The following is a 15444-nucleotide window of genomic DNA, read 5'->3' as shown; positions in this document are numbered from 1 at the left end:
CTCAGCCGTATCGGTCATGGACGTTGCAGGAGCGTGAAAATGCGGATTGCGTTGCTGTCCTACCGCAGCAAGACCCACTGTGGCGGGCAGGGCGTCTACGTTCGGCACCTCAGCCGCGGGCTGGTCGAACTGGGCCATGACGTCGAGGTGTTCTCCGGGCAGCCCTACCCCGAGATCCTCGATCCCCGGGTTCGCCTGACCAAGGTCCCCAGCCTGGACCTCTACCGGGAACCCGACCCGTTCCGGGTCCCGCATCCGCGCGAGATTCGCGACCGCTACGACGTGCTCGAGCTGGCCACCATGTGGACGTCCGGCTTCCCCGAACCGCGCACCTTCAGCCTGCGCGCCGCTCGGCTGCTGGCCGCACGCCTCGACGAGTTCGACGTGGTGCACGACAACCAGTGCCTGGGCACCGGTCTGCTGCGCATCGCCGATATGGGCCTTCCCGTCGTGGCGACCGTGCACCATCCGATCACCAAAGACCGTGTGCTCGATCTGGCCGCCGCCAAGTGGTGGCGAAAGCCGTTGGTGCACAGGTGGTATGGCTTCGCGGAGATGCAGAAGAAGGTCGCCAGGAGCATCCCAGACCTGCTGACTGTCTCGTCGTCGTCGGCCACCGACATCGCCGACGATTTCGGTGTCAGCCCGAAGCAGCTGCGCGTTGTGCCGCTCGGCGTGGACACCGACCTGTTCAAGCCGTCGGACCTGCCACGGGTGCCGGGCCGCATCATCGCGATCTCCAGCGCGGACCGGCCATTGAAGGGCATCGGACACCTGCTGCACGCCGTGGCCGTTCTGCGCACCGAGCACGACCTCGAGTTGCAGCTGGTGGCGAAGCTGGAGCCGAACGGGCCGACCGAGAAGCTGATCGCCGAACTGGGTATCAGCGATATCGTGCATACCTCCAGCGGCCTGTCCGACGAAGACCTCGCCGGGCTGTTTGCCTCCGCCGAAATCGCTTGCATTCCATCGCTTTACGAGGGCTTCTCGCTACCGGCGGTCGAGGCCATGGCCAGCGGCACACCGATCGTGGCCAGCCGGGCCGGCGCCCTGCCCGAGGTGTTGGGACCTGACGGTGAATGCGCCGACCTGGTGACACCGGGCGACGTCAAGGAACTGACCGCCGCGCTCGGCCGACTGCTGGAGTCTCCCGCTCGCCGGCAGTGGCTCGGCACCGCCGGCCGGCGCCGCGCGCTGGACGTCTTCAGCTGGGAATCGGTCGCAGCCCAGACCGTGCGGGTCTACGAGCAGGCCATCGCCCGGACCGGGCGCATCACCAACGCTGCCGAGGCGGTGGACGAACCATGCTGACCGTCGACTACGACCGGCTCGACGTCGGACCGGGAATCGATGTCATCGACGTCGGCTGCGGTGCCGGGCGACACAGTTTCGAGGCCTATCGGCGGGGCGCCAACGTGATCGCCTTCGATCAGGACGCCGAGGAACTGGCCAATGTCGACACCCTGCTACAGGCGATGGGCGAAGCCGGTGAGGCTCCGGCATCGGCGAAGGCTCAGGTCGTGGTCGGTGACGCGCTGGCCCTGCCGTATCCCGATGCGTCCTTCGACGTCGTGATCGCCTCGGAGATCCTCGAGCACATCCCCGACGACGACGGCGCGATCGCCGAGTTGACCCGGGTACTGCGGCCCGGCGGCCAGCTCGCCGTGACGGTGCCGCGTTGGCTGCCCGAGCAGATCTGCTGGCTGTTGTCCGACGAGTACCACGCCAACGAGGGCGGCCACATCCGGATCTACAAGGCCGACGAACTGCGCGGCAAGCTGGTTCGCGGCGGCCTGGTGTTCAAGCACTCCCATCACGCGCACGCCCTGCACTCCCCGTTCTGGTGGCTCAAATGCGCTGTCGGCGTGGAGAAGCCGAATCACCCGGCGGTAAAGGCCTATCACCAGCTGCTGGTGTGGGACATGATGTCGCGCCCGGCACTGACCCGCTATGCCGAAGCCGCGCTCAACCCTCTGGTCGGCAAGAGTGTCGCCCTCTACTTCGAGAAACCGATCACGAATGCCGCGCCCCAGTGATCTCGAGGGTGTGCCGGGCGTAGCCGGCGTACTCACACCGCAGCAATGCCGCCAGACGGCGGAATCGATTGTCGCCGTGCAGGAATCCTCTGGTGAGATCCCGTGGTCGGAGATCGGCCACACCGATGTGTGGGATCACATCGAATGCGCGATGGCCCTGACCACCGCCGGGCTGCTCGAACCTGCCCGCGCTGCCTACGAATGGTGCCGCCGCGAGCAGCGCACCGACGGCTCGTGGCCCATCCAGTACCGCCGCGGCGTGATCGAGGACGCCAACAGCGACAGCAACTTCTGCGCTTACATCGCGGCGGGCGTCTGGCACCACTACCTGGTGACCGGCGATCGGCGGTTCGCCGAGCACATGTGGCCGACGGTACGCGCGGGTATCGAGTTCGTGCTCGGCCTGCAAGCCAGCACTGGTGAAATCTATTGGGCGCAAGGACCTTCCGGTTCGCTCGAGGAAGCCCTGCTGACTGGTTGTGCCAGCGTGTACCACAGCATCCGCTGCGCGGTGGCACTGGCCGATCGTCTCGACGATCCGCAGCCCGAGTGGGAGGTGGCGCTGGGACGGCTCGGCCACGCCATCGCCGAACACCCCGAAGCGTTCACCGAAAAGCCGCATCACTCGATGGACTGGTACTACCCGATTCTCGGTGGCGCGCTGCGCGGCGAGCAGGCCAGCGCCCGAATCACCCAGCGCTGGGACGATTTCGTGGTCGACGGGCTGGGCATTCGCTGCGTCGACGATCGCCCGTGGGTCACCGGCGCCGAGACGTGTGAGTTGGTCATGGCGTTGGATGTCATGGGCGATCGGCAGCGGGCACTGACCCAGTTCGCCGCCATGCAGCACCTGCGTGAAAAGGACGGCTCCTACTGGACCGGACTGGTTTTCGCCGACGGCAAGCGCTGGCCGGTCGAACGCACCACCTGGACCGCCGCGGCCGTCATCCTGGCCGCCGACGCGCTGTCGTCGACCACCGGGGGCAGCGACATCTTCCGGGCTGCTGAGCTACCCCGCGGGCTCGAGGGCGACTACGACTGTGAATGCGTCAGGCGCTGAGCGGATCCTCGCCCGCCGCGCCGGCGGTGCGCTCCAGCACCCGCAGCGAACCGGTGCAGCCGACCTCGGTGAACTGGCCGGATTCGATTGCGCGGCAATAGATGTTGTACGGCGGGCGGCCACCATCGGCGGGGTCGGGGAACACGTCGTGGATGACCAGGGCGCTGCCGGCCGCGACCCATTTGGCCCACCCCTCGAGGTCCTGCTGCGCGGCCGTCTCGCTGTGGCCACCGTCGATGAACAACAGATCCAGCGGCGTGCGCCAGCCGCGGGCCACAACCGGCGACTTGCCCACGATCGCGACGATCGTGTCGTCGAGGTCGGCGGCGTCCAATGTGCGCCGAAAGGTGGGCAGCGTGTCGAACCGGCCGCTGACCGGATCGACCATCGTCGTGTCGTGGAACTCCCAGCCGGCCTGGTGCTCTTCGGAGCCGTGATGATGGTCGACGGTGAACAGCACGCTGCCGGTCGCGGCGGCCGCGGCGCCCAGCATCACCGTGGACTTGCCGCAGTAGGTCCCGATCTCCACCGACACGCCGCCATGCAGGTAGCGCACGGCCGCGTCGTACAGCGCGCGTCCTTCGTCGGCGGGCATGAATCCCACGATCTGCTCCGCCAATTCGAACAGGCGGGAAGTTTGCGCGGCAGAGGGGGTGTCGGTACGGCTCATGTTCCGAACCTAACCCTTACGCATGGTCGATGGCCAGCGCGCACCTTGTCGGTGCAGGTCGGTTGTAGTAGCGTCCGGACATGTGTCTGATCCGGTAGCTCGGGAATCGACGCGGCGCCGGTTGACAGCAAAGCAGGCCGCAACGGTCGACCGCCTGGGCCGCGCCGCGGTCGAGGTGTTGAGCCGTGAAGGATTCTCCGGCCTGACGATCCGGATGGTGGCCGCCGAGGCAGGCGTCGGCGCGGCCACCGCCTACACGTACTTTTCGTCCAAGGAGCATCTGGTCGCCGAGGTGTTCTGGCGGCGGCTGGCCTCGACGCCGGCACCGCCGGACGACTCCCCGGACCCCGTCGATCGCGTGGTGGGCGTACTCCGCCACATCGCGCTGCTGGTGGCCGATGAGCCCGAATTGGCAGGCGCGGTCACCACCGCGCTGCTCGGCAAGGATCCCGACGTCGAGCATCTCCGCTTTCGGATCGGTCGCGAGATTCATCAGCGGTTGAGCACCGCGCTTGGGACACAGTGTGATTCGAATGTCATCGAGTCGCTCGAGCAGCTCTACGCCGGGGCCCTCGTGCGGGCCGGTATGGGATATGCCTCGTACACCGAGATCGCCAGCCGTCTCGAGGCGTCCGCCCGCCTGCTGCTGACCTGAGGTTTCAAGCGGTATTCACTCGGGCATGACCACCAGGTGGACGTCGACCACCCTGAAATGGACCAGCGGTGGAACGCTTCGGTTCGCTCCGAGACGGAGGCGGAGCGCTTGGACCGTAACTGGTCCAACCTGCTCCAGGAGCTTCGCGTCGCGCAAACCGGCGTTCAATTGCTCACCGGGTTTCTGCTGACCCTGCCATTCCAGAACCGGTTCACCACGTTGAGCTCCGAACTGCGCGCGGTCTACCTGGCCACCGTGATCTGCTCGCTGGCGGCGACAGTTCTCCTGGTCGCGCCGGTTGGGATGCACCGGATGTTGTTCCGCAGGCACAAGTTGCGGCCCCTGGTCGCGATAGCCCATCGATTCGCGTTCTCTGGTCTCCTGCTACTCGGCGCCGCGCTGACCGGTGTTGCGGTCGTCGTCTTCGGCACCGTGATGGGCGAAGGCGCCGGCGTGCTCGCCGGCGTCGTGACCGCGGTCGTGATGTCGGCCGCCTGGGTGGCGTTCCCCTTGTGGATGCGCCGCCTCGACAGCTGACGCCCCCGGGTTTGACGGCCTAGCCGGTAGGGAACACCCGCGCCATGTTGATTCGCAGAGTTGCTCGGCCCATGTTGGCAGCGGTGTTCATCGGCCAGGGATTCGAAGCCCTGAAGAGCCCGAAACCGGCGGCCGAAGCCGCCCGCCCGACTCTCGAGGGTCTGCAGAAGCTGCCCGAGCCCGTCAGCGCAAACGTTCCCAGCGATCCGGAGACACTGGCGAAGATCACCGCGGCTGTCCAGATCGGTGGCGGGGTGCTGCTGGCATCGGGCAAGCTGCCCCGGGTGGCCTCGGCCGCATTGGCGGCCACCGTGGTTCCTGCCAATCTCGGCGCCCACATGTTCTGGGACGAGTCCGACCAACAGCTCAAGGCCGAGAAGCGACGCGCGTTCCTGACCGACCTCAGCCTGCTCGGCGGTCTGATCATCGCCTCGGCCGACACCGCCGGGAAACCGTCCCTGGGCTGGCGCGGGCGCCGCGCCGCCCGCAAGGTCAGCGATGCGGTGTCGGGTAGCCTGCCCGGATCGAGCCACAGCCTCCTTGACAGCGACCTTCTGGACCGGGTCGGTCCCAAGGTGGGCCACGGATTGCAGATCGGTGCCGAACGCGGCCGCGAACTGGCCCTGACCGCCGGTGAGCGCGCCGCGCCGCTGCTGGAGACGGCCCGCAAGCGTGGTGCGGAGTTCGCCGAGATCGCCCGCGAGCGTGGCGCCGAGCTGGCCGACGTCGCCAGCGAGCGTGGTGCGGAGTTCGCCGAAATCGCCCGCAAGCGCGGCGCCGAGTTCGCCGATGTGGCCAGTGAGCGCAGCGCTGAACTGGCTGATGTCGCGCGGAAGCGAAGTGCCGAATTCGTCGACGTCGCCAGGGACCAGGGTGGCGATCTGGTCGAGACCACGCGCGCCCGGGCCAAGAAGGCCAACAAGAAGGCCAAGAAGGAAGCCAAGAAGCGGGCCAGGCGCTGAGAATCGCGATCGCGCCGCGGGCGTTGCCCCTGCTGTAGGCAGACCGGAGGGTAGATTAAGCCGGACTGATTTCAGCGGGAGGAGCAAGCAATGACCACCGGTGACAACGACCCGAACGCGTACGGCCCGCCTGGCGGCTATCCGCCGCCGCCCCCGACGGGTCAACCGGGTAGCTATCCCCCGCCGCCGTCCGGCTATCCCCCGCCGCCGCCCGGTCAACCCGGTGGGTACGTCCCGCCGCCGGCCCAGGATCCCTACGGCCAGCAGGGTTACGGTGGCGGCTACCCGCCACCGGTGCCCACCGGTGGCCAGCCCGGCGGGCTTGGGCTGCGGTTCGCCGCGCGCTTCATCGACGGGATCATCGTCGCCATCGTGTCCTTTGTCCTCGCGCTGCTTCTCGATGCGACGAGCAATATCCTTGTGACAGGCCTGTTTTCGGGGGTTTTGACCTTCGTCTACTTCGTGGCGTTCGAGGTGACGCAGGGCTGGACTCCGGCGAAGAAGATTCTGGGCTTGAGCGTGCACGGCCCCGGCGGTGCGCCGAAACCGAACCTTCAGCAGTCGGCGATCCGCAACTCGTTCACGCTGCTGTCGGTGATCCCCTACATCGGCGGTCTGCTGGCTGTGATCGCCTACATCGTGATCGCGGTGACGATCAACGGCAGTCCGACCAAGCAGGGCAAGCACGACGAACTCGCCGGCGGAACGCAGGTCGTCAAGGGCTGAGCGCCGCGCTCAGATCACCAGGCCGAGCAGCAATACGACGATCAGACCGGTCACTGACAGCACCGTCTCCATCAGTGACCAGGTCTTGATCGTCTGGCCGACGCTGATGCGGAAGTACTGGTTGACCAACCAGAATCCGGCGTCGTTGACGTGGGAGAAGAACAGCGAGCCGGCGCCGACAGCCAGCACGACCAGCGACACCTGACCGCTGCTGAGGCCTTCGACCAAGCCCAGCACCAACGCGGACGCGGTGATGGTGGCCACCGTCGCCGAGCCGGTCGCAAGGCGGATCAGCACGGCCAGCACCCAGGCCAGCACGATGACCGAGATGTGAGCGCCCTTGGCCCAGTCAGCCAACAGGGTGCCGATTCCGCTGTCGACCAGAACCTGTTTGAAGCCGCCGCCCGCGGCGACGATCAGGATGATGCCGGCAACCGGGGGCAGGCCCGATTCGACGCACTTCATCACGGCGCCGCGCGACATGCCCGCACCCCTGCCGAGGGTGAAGATGCCGACGATCACCGCGATCAGCAGCGCTACCAGTGGGGTGCCCAGCACGTCGAACGTGACTCGGAACCACTGGTTCTCGTCGTCGATGAAGATGTCGACGAGCGCTTTGCCGAGCATCAGCACGACCGGCAGCAGCACGCTGAACAGCGTCACCCCGAACGACGGCCGGCGAGGCCCGCGGTTCTCGTCGGGAATGACCTCGCCCTCCGGGCCGGCCTCGCGCAACGCGGCGGCGCCGGAGCCGAACGTATCTGGTGCTTCGACGACCACCCAGCGCCCGGCGAGTTTGCCGAACAGCGGACCGGCGACGATGATCGTCGGAATCGCAACGGCCACACCGAGAGCCAGTGTCAAGCCCAGGTCGGCATGGAGTAGGGAGATCGCCGTCAGCGGTCCGGGGTGCGGTGGCACGAAGCCGTGCATTGCCGAAAGCCCGGCCAGCGCCGGAATTCCGACTGTCACCAGTGAAAGTTGGGAGCGGCGGGACACCAGGTAGATGACCGGCATCAGCAGGACGAGTCCGATCTCGAAGAACATCGGCAGGCCGATGATCGCGCCGACCAACGCCATTGCCCACGGCAGCGCCCGCGGTGAGGCATGTCCGACGATGGTGTCCACGATCTCGTCGGCGCCGCCGGAATCGGCCAGCAGTTTGGCGAACATCGCACCCAGGGCGATCAGGATGCCCACCCCGGCCGCGGTGGAGCCGAAGCCGTCGGAGAACGATTTGAGCACCTTCTCCAGGTTCTCGCCGGCGACGATACCGACGGTCAAGGCGCCAAAGATCAAGGACAGGAAGGGATGCAGATGCAGCACGGTGATCAGGACAACGATCACCGCGATCCCGGCGAGGAAGGCCAGGATGAGCTGCCAGCCGGGCGCTACCGGTGTCGCCAATTTGGGCGCTTCGGCCAGGATGGTGGCATTCAGGTTCATCGGCGTCACTTTCCTGATGTGCGGGATACGTAGCTGTCGACGATCGAATCGATGCTCTGATCGACGTCGATGCTGATGCCGTGTTCGTCGGCATCGAGGGGTTCGAGGGTGTCGAATTGTGAGGCCAGCAGGGTCGCGGGCATGAAATGGCCTGGCCTGCTTGCCTGTCGACGAGCGATGACTTCGGTGGTTCCTCGCAGATGAAGGAACCTGACATCGGCGCAGTGCCGCCGGAGCTGATCGCGGTACTTGCGCTTGAGCGCCGAACAGCTCATCACACCGCCCCCGGAATGTTCGGCCAGCCACTCCCCGATGGCCTCCAACCATGGGTAGCGATCGTCGTCGTCGAGTGGGTGGCCTGCGGTCATCTTGGCGATGTTGGCCGGCGGGTGGAAGTCGTCGGCGTCAGCGAAGGGCACGCGCAACCGTTGAGCCAACGCTGCGCCAACGGTTGATTTTCCGGAACCGGACACCCCCATGACGACGATCGGTGAGGCCATGCCCGCGTCTACCCTGCTGTCTGGCATGTCACACAGCATCCCATCAATAGTCAGATCTTTTCAAGACCTAATTGTGATGAATATGTTTTATCGCATCAGGGACAGCGTATGACAACATGTATGTGTGACATCCGAGCCAATGGTCAGCGTGCTGCACAGCAGCGTGTTGGCCGCGCTCGGCCAAGCCATCGTCTCTGGGCGTTACCCAACGGGGCATGTGCTGACCCTCGACGGCGTCAGCGCCGAGCACGGCGTCTCCCGCTCGGTCGCCCGGGAAGCCATCCGGGTGCTGGAGTCCATGCGAATGGTTGCGCCCCGCCGCCGCGTGGGCATCACCATTCAGCCATCCGGCAAGTGGAACGTGTTCGATCCCAGAGTGATTCGCTGGCGGCTGGACGTGGGCGACCGGGCCGCACAGCTGATGTCGCTGTCGGAGTTGCGTCGCGGATTCGAGCCGGCGGCGGCCGCCTTGGCTGCCCGGCGGGCCGATCCGCATCAGTGCCGGATCATGGCGGCCGCCGTGTCGGACATGGTGGTGCATGGCCGCTCAGGTGACTTGGACTCGTACCTGTTAGCGGACAAGATCTTTCACAAGACTCTGCTGGAAGCCAGCGGTAACGAGATGTTCCGCGCGCTCAACGATGTGGTCGCCGAGGTCCTCGGAGGACGTACCCACCACGGAATGATGCCCGACCGGCCAAACCCCGCCGCGATCGAACTGCACGATGAGGTCGCGCGCGCGATACGGATGCGCGACGAGGCCACCGCCGAGCGCGCCATGCGGGCGATCATCGACGAATCTGCTGCCGCGCTGATGGCTGACCTGTCGGCCCAGCCGGGCAATTAGGTTGCGGGCCTAGGACGGCGCCGGCTGAACGTGGAAGTACATCATCAAACCCTCCACCTTGGTCACGGTCACGAGCTGCCGCGTCGTCTCACCGTCGGCTGTGACGTCGCAGTGCGCCTCTGCGCCTTGCCTGCCCTCCAGCCCACCGTCGCAGTCAGCCGAGTCGACGGTGACCTTTGCGGACTCCGACACCGTCTTCGTCACGAGCTTGTCGAGCTGCTCCTTTGAGGCGGCCGGGATCATGCTGTAGCTGATGTTTTCGCCGTCGATCTTCGTCGCGGTGACAACGACGTCAAAGCCGTCGGCACCGCTCAACAACAGCTCGCAGCGGGTCGTCTTCCCGACCTGGCCCGGTAGATTCTCCTTGCAGGTCACGGTTTGTGGCTTCTCGCCGGCCTTCTGCAGACGCTGGGTGATGTCCTTCTCCAGGTCGGTCTTCGACACCGCGAGACCGCCGGTGCTGGCGCTGAACGAACACCCGCTCAACGCAACCGCCGTAACCCCGACGGTCGCCACCGCCGCGGCGAGCCGTGTCGAAAGCATCATGACCTCCCGGGACGTGCCGACGGCTCGGGTATCCGCACGGTGCGAGCAAGATACCAAGTGGTTGACTACCGGAGTGAGCAGAACTCCCGCACTGGCGCGGCGTTTCTTCGACCGCTATGAACCCATTCACGGCATCACATACTTCGCACCGGTGGTCCGAAGTGCCTTCGACGCCATGGGATTCCTCGGGTTCTGGCGAGGTTACTTCGCCGGCCGCGCTGCACCGCTGGGTCAGGTGCCAGTGGAGATCGTGACCGCGATCTTCTACAACTTTGCCGCCGAGCGCGTGGGCAAGGCGATACCGGCCATCTGGGACATCGCCACACCCGCCGAGATGGTGCGGGCGCGTCAGGACACCGCGGTCACTGCGCTGCGGGGCTACGGGCTGAGCGACGACACCCCCGGAGTCGTGGAGGCCGCTGAGCTGGCCGGCTCGGCGGCACGGGGTGCACCGCTGGACGGCCGGCCGCTGTTCGCGGCGAATCTGGCGCTGCCCTGGCCCGACAGTCCGCTGGCGGCCCTGTGGCACGCCGCGACGCTGTTACGCGAACACCGGGGCGACGCCCATGTGGCGGTTCTGGTGAGCGAAGGCATCAGCGGTCGCGAATCCAACGTGTTCCACGTCGGTGCCGGCGCGGTGCCTGCCGATTTCATCAAGCGCAGCCGCGACTACTCCGACGACGAGTGGGACTCGTGCGTGCGGTCGCTCGGCGAGCGCGGATTGCTCACGCCCACGGGAACTCTCACCGAGGCCGGCCGGGCGCTGAAGCAGCACATAGAATTGCGCACCGATACCCTGGCGCTGTCGGCGTTGGCAGCCCTCGACGACGCAGCAGTCGAGCGGCTCTTCCAGGCGATCACGCCGATCACCCGTCAGGTCATCGCGGGAGGCGATTTGCCCGCCGCCACGCCGATGGCGCTGCGCCGCGACGAACTCGACGACGACTCTGCGGGGCTGTGAATCACTTCGTCGGGTCGTGACCCCAATTCATCAGTGAATAGCGCCAGTTCGAATCACTGACGTCGCCGCTCGGCCGCTGCGCGAGGTGCCGCTTGGCGTAACCGACGACCTTGCGCATGTGGGCGTAGTCGGATTTCTGGCCGACGTCCTTCGATTCGTCGGTGTCGAGCCATTTCTCGAGTTCGGTGGCCGTCATGTTGACGACTGCGTCGAACTCGGGGGCGGCGTCGTTCTCCGCCATTGCCTAGCTCGACTTACGCTGCAGCGCTTCGGGTTTGTGCACAGCGTCGTTGCCGCTCTGGTCGCTGCGGACCCGGTACTGCGGCTCGTCGGGCGAGGCGCGCACCGTGCGTTTGGCCGCCGTGGTATCGGAGGTGATCTTCTCCTCGACGGTGCCCTCCGCAGTACTGCCGTGGCTCTGCCAGGTGACCTTGTCGCCCTTGTGGAAATCGTCTTTGCCCATGCCGGCGCGTACCCGCGTGGTGCCGGGCCTAATCGGCGACGGCGTAGCCGTAAGAACTTGGCCTGCAAGAAAGGGACTTTGGTCATCATTTCGACGACCTCCACGGCGCTCGGTCACCGGTCGACCGATCTACGGTTGAGAGTGACCGGGTGAGCCAAGAGGAGGCATGGGACAGTGGACGTCTGGAGCGATTGGACCGTCATCGGTAAGACGATTGCCGCCCTCGACTGGCTGTGGCTCTTCCTCGTCGCTGCGGCTGTGGTCAGCGGGGCGATCGGCGTGTGGACGTGGCTGACAGCGCGTGCGCCCCGGCGACCTCGATCAGCGCGGCGGCGACTCCGGGCGGAGTTGCCGGTCGGCAACGAGAATGCTGACGTGGCATCGACTGACGCATCGCACGATACGTTCCGGTCGGCTGCTTAGCCCGTCACAGGTTGCGGTTCCACTCCACCCAACCCGAACCGGTCCTGCCGTCCGCCGTCTCGACGGTGACCCAGGCCCTTGGGAAGAAGCTCACCTGACCCTCCGGGCCCAGCAATCGGACAGGTGCATGACCGCGTACGCCGACGGTCGTGTGCACCGGGCCGGGTAGGTAGTCGATGCTGGTGGTCAGCGGTAACCCGTTGTCGGAGAACGTCGCTTCGGCGCTGACCGTCGTCGTCTCGGTGACCGGTTCGCCGGCGCGTTGGAGGTAACCGACACTCATCGGGTCCATGCCGGGGATGCGAAGGTCGACTCCGTGGAGATGGGTGCCGTCGTCGAGGTGCAGTGCGCTCCAGACCCAGTCCATGCTCCACCAGTCGCGCACACCGTGGGAGTGGTCGCGCTGCCCGGGGACCGCCTCGAACTGATGAACCCGTCCGTCGATGGTGACGGTTCCGGTGACGGTGCACGGTATCTCGTAACGCGTGGTGATGCGGTACGCATACGGAGTGCCCGCCGTGGTCCAGGTGAGGTCGATCGCCAACTCGACGGGCCGGCCCGGCTCACCGCGCAGCAGCGCCGACGGATCGTCGTACTCCTGTGCGCTACCGCGCGCCTCGACCCGGTAGGTCTGCAGCGGCGTGATGGCGCCGTGGCGCAATTCGGCGCCGTCGGCCTGCGCCACCCCGGGGTCGGCGGGCAGCGGCGCCTGGAAGTCGACCAGCGCGACCGTCGGCATATCGGGACCGCACACCAGCGCGTTGATCCACGCGACGTTTTGATTCGGCACCAGCCCGAGCCGGAGCCACCCGCCCACACCCTGTGCCGGATCGGCGAAGTCCCAGTACCAGCTTTCGTTCCAGAGCGGCTCATCCCCGGGTTGGTGTGCGCCCTCGTCAGCGGGGTCGGGTGTCAAGGCCGGCGCGGCGGCAGGCGGCGGCAGGATGTCGAGTGCGCCGGTGTCCAGGACGTGGCTGGTGTGCCGGTCCAGCATGGTCAGGAACATCTCGTCGCCGCGCTCGGTCCGCTCCACGAGCATCGACGAGACGACCGCCATCATGACGCCCGCGAAGCTCTGACGCCGGACGCCCTCGCGCACCTCGTCGAGGGTGATGGCCGAATCAGGGCCGAGCCCTTGGTGATACGCGCTCAGCAGCTCGTCGTAGTGAGCGCGGCGATCCTCGATGGCGACCGCGCATCCGATGAAGTACGAGACATCGGTCATGGCCGGGCCCCAGGTGACGGTCTGCCAGTCGACGACGGTGAGGTCACGCTTTGATCCCGGGCGGCCGAACAGCATGTTGTCCAGTCGGTAGTCGCCGTGGACCAGGCCCTTGATCCGCTCGGGCACCGATTCGTCGGCCAGGTACGCATCGAAGCTCGCGACCAGTCGTTCGCACACCAGCCTCTGGTCGGGGGTGATCGCATCGCCGTACCGATCGGCGAATCCGGCCCACAGCTGGGCGACCAGCGCCTGGTTCAGCGGGGCCGCTCGGGTGAGCCAGTCGGCTTCGGCCAGGCTCTCGTTGCCGATCACCGGGGCGTGCAAACGACCGAGTTCGGTCAAGGCCAGGGTTGCTTCCGCGATTGTGGCACCGCGGATTTCGTTGCCGACCTCGGCCGGGGCGGCATCGTCGAGCAGGAGCGCGAAAATTCCCGTCTGCGGGTCATACGAGGTGTGGTAGCACTCGGCGATCGGACCGCCCAGGCGCGGGGCGACGTCGGAGTAGAACTTCACCTCGCGCTCGTAGAGCCCCAGCGCGAGTCCGGTCTGCCTGCTCGTCGGGTCGGTAGCGGCGACCTTGAGAACCACCGATTCCGGACCGGTGGCGCCGTCGTCGTAGGTCAGTCCGATTCGATAGCACTCGCTCATCTGCCCGGTGCCGATGCGGTCGACGGTGAATCCGGCGACCGGGGCGCTGATCGCCGCAGCCAGCCATTCGGCGGTCAGGTCACTCGGGCGCTCGATGACGATCTCGTTGGTCTGCACGCGACCAACCTAGGACAAGTTCCCGGCACCCCGGAGGGTTTTACGGCCATCTCTTGACGGGTGTCAATTACGGCCTGGTCAGGCTAGCGTCCGATCAGCGAGAAGCCCGCCCAGGCCTTGCGCCGATGCGGATGAGGGTCGTATTCGACGCGGGTGTGGCGGTCGAACACCAACACCGGACGTTCCGCCTCGGCGTAGCGTGGCCAGTCCTCGCCCGGCACGCCGGCGCGGCTGAAGTGGCGCCAGCGGTTCTGCACGTCGCGGCTCACCCTCAGTGCCGAGCGGCGGTCCATCGCCGCGGTCAGCGCCGATCCGAATCGCGTGCGGTAGATGTCGAAGACGGCCAGCAGTTCGGTGGCATGGGTGGCCCCGAGACCCGACCAGTGCAAGGTGCGCGGCGCATAGTCGTAGCGGTAGACGTACGTGGGTGCGTGCGGGCTGTGCGCCTCGGCGATCTGCCAGGCTGCCGTACCGAAAGCGAAGTCACCACCGAGCTGGACGCACGCCTCGGGACGCGGATAGCCGGGATAGGCGGCGGTGATACGTTCGCGCGCTTCAGGTTCCGCGCTCGCCAGCAGCCGCTCGATTGCCGCCTCGGTGGTCGGCAGCAGCTTCATGAACCGGGTGAACAGCTTGCCCTCGTCGGCATTTGTGCCGACGATCAGCGGAACCTTGTGGGCCGCGCCCCGCCGCATGGCGGCGACCGGGTCGTCGGGCAGAACGTCGTCACCGTAGGTCGGCCCGAGCGAAAACGCACCATCCATGTCGGTCAGGCTCTCGGTGAGCAGCGCGTCCAGCGCGACCACCAGATCCCTTGGCCGGGCCCGCATCAAGGTTTCGGCGGCGTCATCTCCGGAGGACCCGAGCGACTTGGCGAACTTGCCGGCGATCTTGGCCGCGGTCTCCGGTCCACTCACCAATCCGGACGCCGGACTTTCGGAAATAGCTTGTGCGAAAAGGCCTTCGGCCTCGGGAACAGCCAGCAGTGTGGCGACGGCATGGGCGCCGGCGCTCTCGCCGAAGATCGTCACGTTGCCGGGGTCGCCGCCGAACGCACCGATGTTGTCGCGCACCCAGCGCAACGCCATGACGAGGTCGCGCAGGAACAGATTGCTGTCGATCGGGGTGTCCGGCGTGGACAGTGCCGAAAGGTCCACGCAGCCGAGCGCGCCCAAGCGGTAGTTCACCGACACATAGACGCAACCGCGACGGGCCAGTGCGGCGCCGTCATAGAGCGGGGTGGCCGAGCTGCCCATCAAGTAGCCACCGCCGTGGATGAAGAACATCACCGGAAGGGGCCCGCGGTCCGGCTCGGATCCCGACCACTGGGGCGTGACGACGTTGAGGGTCAGGCAGTCCTCGCCCATCGGCTGGTACTTGCCCACGCCCAACATCGTGTAGCGGCGCTGCTGAGGTGCACAGTTGGCAAAGCCGTGGCAATACCGCACACCCCGCCACGGCTGTGGTGGCTGTGGCGCGCGGAAGCGCAGCGCACCTACCGGCGGGCGGGCGTACGGGATGGAACGCCACCTGTTGACCCCGCCTCGGACGAACCCCTCGACGATGCCGCTGCGCGTGGTGGCGCGGACGGTGTGTTCGTGCATCACTCGACGGTAGCGAAC

The 15444-nt window shown here is 66.8% G+C and carries 17 protein-coding genes; 9 read left to right on the top strand and 8 right to left on the bottom strand.

The window, feature by feature from the left end; all coding sequences use genetic code 11:
* Window positions 1–39 precede the first annotated feature (39 nt).
* The 3 genes from AB431_RS14940 to AB431_RS14930 are packed head-to-tail and all read left to right on the top strand — an operon-like array spanning window position 40 to window position 3096.
* Window positions 40–1311 carry a glycosyltransferase family 4 protein gene (locus AB431_RS14940; RefSeq protein ID WP_047330586.1) on the top strand — a complete coding sequence of 424 codons (1272 nt, stop codon included), beginning with the start codon at window positions 40–42 and terminating at the stop codon, window positions 1309–1311.
* Complete coding sequence (locus AB431_RS14935) at window positions 1305–2036, top strand: class I SAM-dependent methyltransferase (protein WP_047330585.1); 732 nt, start codon at window positions 1305–1307, stop codon at window positions 2034–2036. Before AB431_RS14940 ends, AB431_RS14935 begins: the two co-directional genes overlap by 7 nt.
* A complete protein-coding gene (locus AB431_RS14930; protein ID WP_047330584.1) occupies window positions 2020–3096 on the top strand; it encodes a prenyltransferase in 1077 nt (358 codons plus the stop codon). Before AB431_RS14935 ends, AB431_RS14930 begins: the two co-directional genes overlap by 17 nt.
* Here AB431_RS14930 and AB431_RS14925 read toward each other — a convergent pair.
* Window positions 3086–3766, bottom strand: a complete 681-nt coding sequence (locus AB431_RS14925) for a class I SAM-dependent methyltransferase (RefSeq protein ID WP_047330583.1) — start codon at window positions 3764–3766, stop codon at window positions 3086–3088. The two genes, AB431_RS14930 and AB431_RS14925, sit on opposite strands and share 11 nt — an antisense overlap.
* An 82-nt stretch (window positions 3767–3848) precedes the next feature.
* Here AB431_RS14925 and AB431_RS14920 point away from each other — a divergent pair, with 82 nt between their 5' ends.
* The 4 genes from AB431_RS14920 (at window position 3849) to AB431_RS14905 (ending at window position 6646) form a co-directional block, all read left to right on the top strand.
* On the top strand, window positions 3849–4421 hold the full coding sequence (locus tag AB431_RS14920) for a TetR family transcriptional regulator (protein WP_047330582.1): 573 nt from the start codon (window positions 3849–3851) through the stop codon (window positions 4419–4421).
* 36 nt (window positions 4422–4457) lie between these two features.
* On the top strand, window positions 4458–4958 hold the full coding sequence (locus tag AB431_RS14915) for a DUF6328 family protein (protein ID WP_047330581.1): 501 nt from the start codon (window positions 4458–4460) through the stop codon (window positions 4956–4958).
* 44 nt (window positions 4959–5002) lie between these two features.
* A complete protein-coding gene (locus AB431_RS14910) occupies window positions 5003–5920 on the top strand; it encodes a DoxX family protein (RefSeq protein ID WP_047330580.1) in 918 nt (305 codons plus the stop codon).
* Between the two features lie 90 nt (window positions 5921–6010).
* Window positions 6011–6646 carry an RDD family protein gene (locus AB431_RS14905; RefSeq protein WP_082135684.1) on the top strand — a complete coding sequence of 212 codons (636 nt, stop codon included), beginning with the start codon at window positions 6011–6013 and terminating at the stop codon, window positions 6644–6646.
* Window positions 6647–6655: 9 nt separating this feature from the next.
* Here the strand turns inward: AB431_RS14905 and AB431_RS14900 are convergent, their stop codons facing one another.
* Window positions 6656–8092 carry a GntP family permease gene (locus AB431_RS14900; protein ID WP_047333440.1) on the bottom strand — a complete coding sequence of 479 codons (1437 nt, stop codon included), beginning with the start codon at window positions 8090–8092 and terminating at the stop codon, window positions 6656–6658.
* Between the two features lie 5 nt (window positions 8093–8097).
* Window positions 8098–8592, bottom strand: a complete 495-nt coding sequence (locus AB431_RS14895; RefSeq protein ID WP_047333439.1) for a gluconokinase — start codon at window positions 8590–8592, stop codon at window positions 8098–8100.
* Window positions 8593–8731: 139 nt separating this feature from the next.
* Between AB431_RS14895 and AB431_RS14890 the strand changes: the two genes are divergently transcribed.
* The gene (locus AB431_RS14890) at window positions 8732–9439 is read left to right on the top strand and encodes a FadR/GntR family transcriptional regulator (protein ID WP_047330579.1); all 708 of its coding nucleotides are present in this window, start codon (window positions 8732–8734) and stop codon (window positions 9437–9439) included.
* A gap of 9 nt (window positions 9440–9448) precedes the next feature.
* Here AB431_RS14890 and AB431_RS14885 read toward each other — a convergent pair whose 3' ends face one another.
* Window positions 9449–9985, bottom strand: coding sequence for a DUF4333 domain-containing protein (locus tag AB431_RS14885; protein WP_082135682.1), 537 nt, complete (start codon window positions 9983–9985; stop codon window positions 9449–9451).
* A 73-nt stretch (window positions 9986–10058) separates the two neighbouring features.
* On the opposite strand from AB431_RS14885, the gene AB431_RS14880 reads away from it, so the two are divergent.
* A complete protein-coding gene (locus tag AB431_RS14880) occupies window positions 10059–10946 on the top strand; it encodes a hypothetical protein (RefSeq protein ID WP_047333437.1) in 888 nt (295 codons plus the stop codon).
* A 1-nt stretch (window position 10947) separates the two neighbouring features.
* Here AB431_RS14880 and AB431_RS14875 read toward each other — a convergent pair whose 3' ends face one another.
* The 4 genes from AB431_RS14875 to AB431_RS14855 all read right to left on the bottom strand — a co-directional run bounded on the left by AB431_RS14875 (window position 10948) and on the right by AB431_RS14855 (window position 15426).
* Window positions 10948–11187: a DUF3140 domain-containing protein gene (locus tag AB431_RS14875; protein WP_047330578.1), complete on the bottom strand. Its 240-nt coding sequence runs from the start codon at window positions 11185–11187 to the stop codon at window positions 10948–10950.
* Window positions 11188–11190: 3 nt separating this feature from the next.
* Window positions 11191–11409 carry a DUF2945 domain-containing protein gene (locus AB431_RS14870; protein ID WP_047330577.1) on the bottom strand — a complete coding sequence of 73 codons (219 nt, stop codon included), beginning with the start codon at window positions 11407–11409 and terminating at the stop codon, window positions 11191–11193.
* Between the two features lie 427 nt (window positions 11410–11836).
* A complete protein-coding gene (locus tag AB431_RS14860) occupies window positions 11837–13822 on the bottom strand; it encodes a phosphotransferase (RefSeq protein WP_047330575.1) in 1986 nt (661 codons plus the stop codon).
* A gap of 83 nt (window positions 13823–13905) precedes the next feature.
* On the bottom strand, window positions 13906–15426 hold the full coding sequence (locus AB431_RS14855; RefSeq protein WP_047330574.1) for a carboxylesterase/lipase family protein: 1521 nt from the start codon (window positions 15424–15426) through the stop codon (window positions 13906–13908).
* Between the last annotated feature and the right edge of the window lie 18 nt (window positions 15427–15444).

The organism is Mycobacterium sp. EPa45 (assembly GCF_001021385.1).
Classification (GTDB): domain Bacteria; phylum Actinomycetota; class Actinomycetes; order Mycobacteriales; family Mycobacteriaceae; genus Mycobacterium.
This window is presented reverse-complemented; position numbering and strand designations above follow the sequence as displayed.

What these genes read in the sequence shown, in the direction of transcription:
- AB431_RS14940 (WP_047330586.1), top strand. Translation starts at nt 40, where the DNA reads ATGCGGATTGCGTTGCTGTCCTACCGCAGCAAGACCCACTGTGGCGGG.
- AB431_RS14935 (WP_047330585.1), top strand. Translation starts at nt 1,305, where the DNA reads ATGCTGACCGTCGACTACGACCGGCTCGACGTCGGACCGGGAATCGAT.
- AB431_RS14930 (WP_047330584.1), top strand. Translation starts at nt 2,020, where the DNA reads ATGCCGCGCCCCAGTGATCTCGAGGGTGTGCCGGGCGTAGCCGGCGTA.
- AB431_RS14925 (WP_047330583.1), bottom strand. Translation starts at nt 3,766, where the DNA reads ATGAGCCGTACCGACACCCCCTCTGCCGCGCAAACTTCCCGCCTGTTC.
- AB431_RS14910 (WP_047330580.1), top strand. Translation starts at nt 5,003, where the DNA reads ATGTTGATTCGCAGAGTTGCTCGGCCCATGTTGGCAGCGGTGTTCATC.
- AB431_RS14905 (WP_082135684.1), top strand. Translation starts at nt 6,011, where the DNA reads ATGACCACCGGTGACAACGACCCGAACGCGTACGGCCCGCCTGGCGGC.
- AB431_RS14900 (WP_047333440.1), bottom strand. Translation starts at nt 8,092, where the DNA reads ATGAACCTGAATGCCACCATCCTGGCCGAAGCGCCCAAATTGGCGACA.
- AB431_RS14895 (WP_047333439.1), bottom strand. Translation starts at nt 8,592, where the DNA reads ATGGCCTCACCGATCGTCGTCATGGGGGTGTCCGGTTCCGGAAAATCA.
- AB431_RS14890 (WP_047330579.1), top strand. Translation starts at nt 8,732, where the DNA reads ATGGTCAGCGTGCTGCACAGCAGCGTGTTGGCCGCGCTCGGCCAAGCC.
- AB431_RS14885 (WP_082135682.1), bottom strand. Translation starts at nt 9,985, where the DNA reads ATGATGCTTTCGACACGGCTCGCCGCGGCGGTGGCGACCGTCGGGGTT.
- AB431_RS14875 (WP_047330578.1), bottom strand. Translation starts at nt 11,187, where the DNA reads ATGGCGGAGAACGACGCCGCCCCCGAGTTCGACGCAGTCGTCAACATG.
- AB431_RS14870 (WP_047330577.1), bottom strand. Translation starts at nt 11,409, where the DNA reads ATGGGCAAAGACGATTTCCACAAGGGCGACAAGGTCACCTGGCAGAGC.
- AB431_RS14855 (WP_047330574.1), bottom strand. Translation starts at nt 15,426, where the DNA reads ATGCACGAACACACCGTCCGCGCCACCACGCGCAGCGGCATCGTCGAG.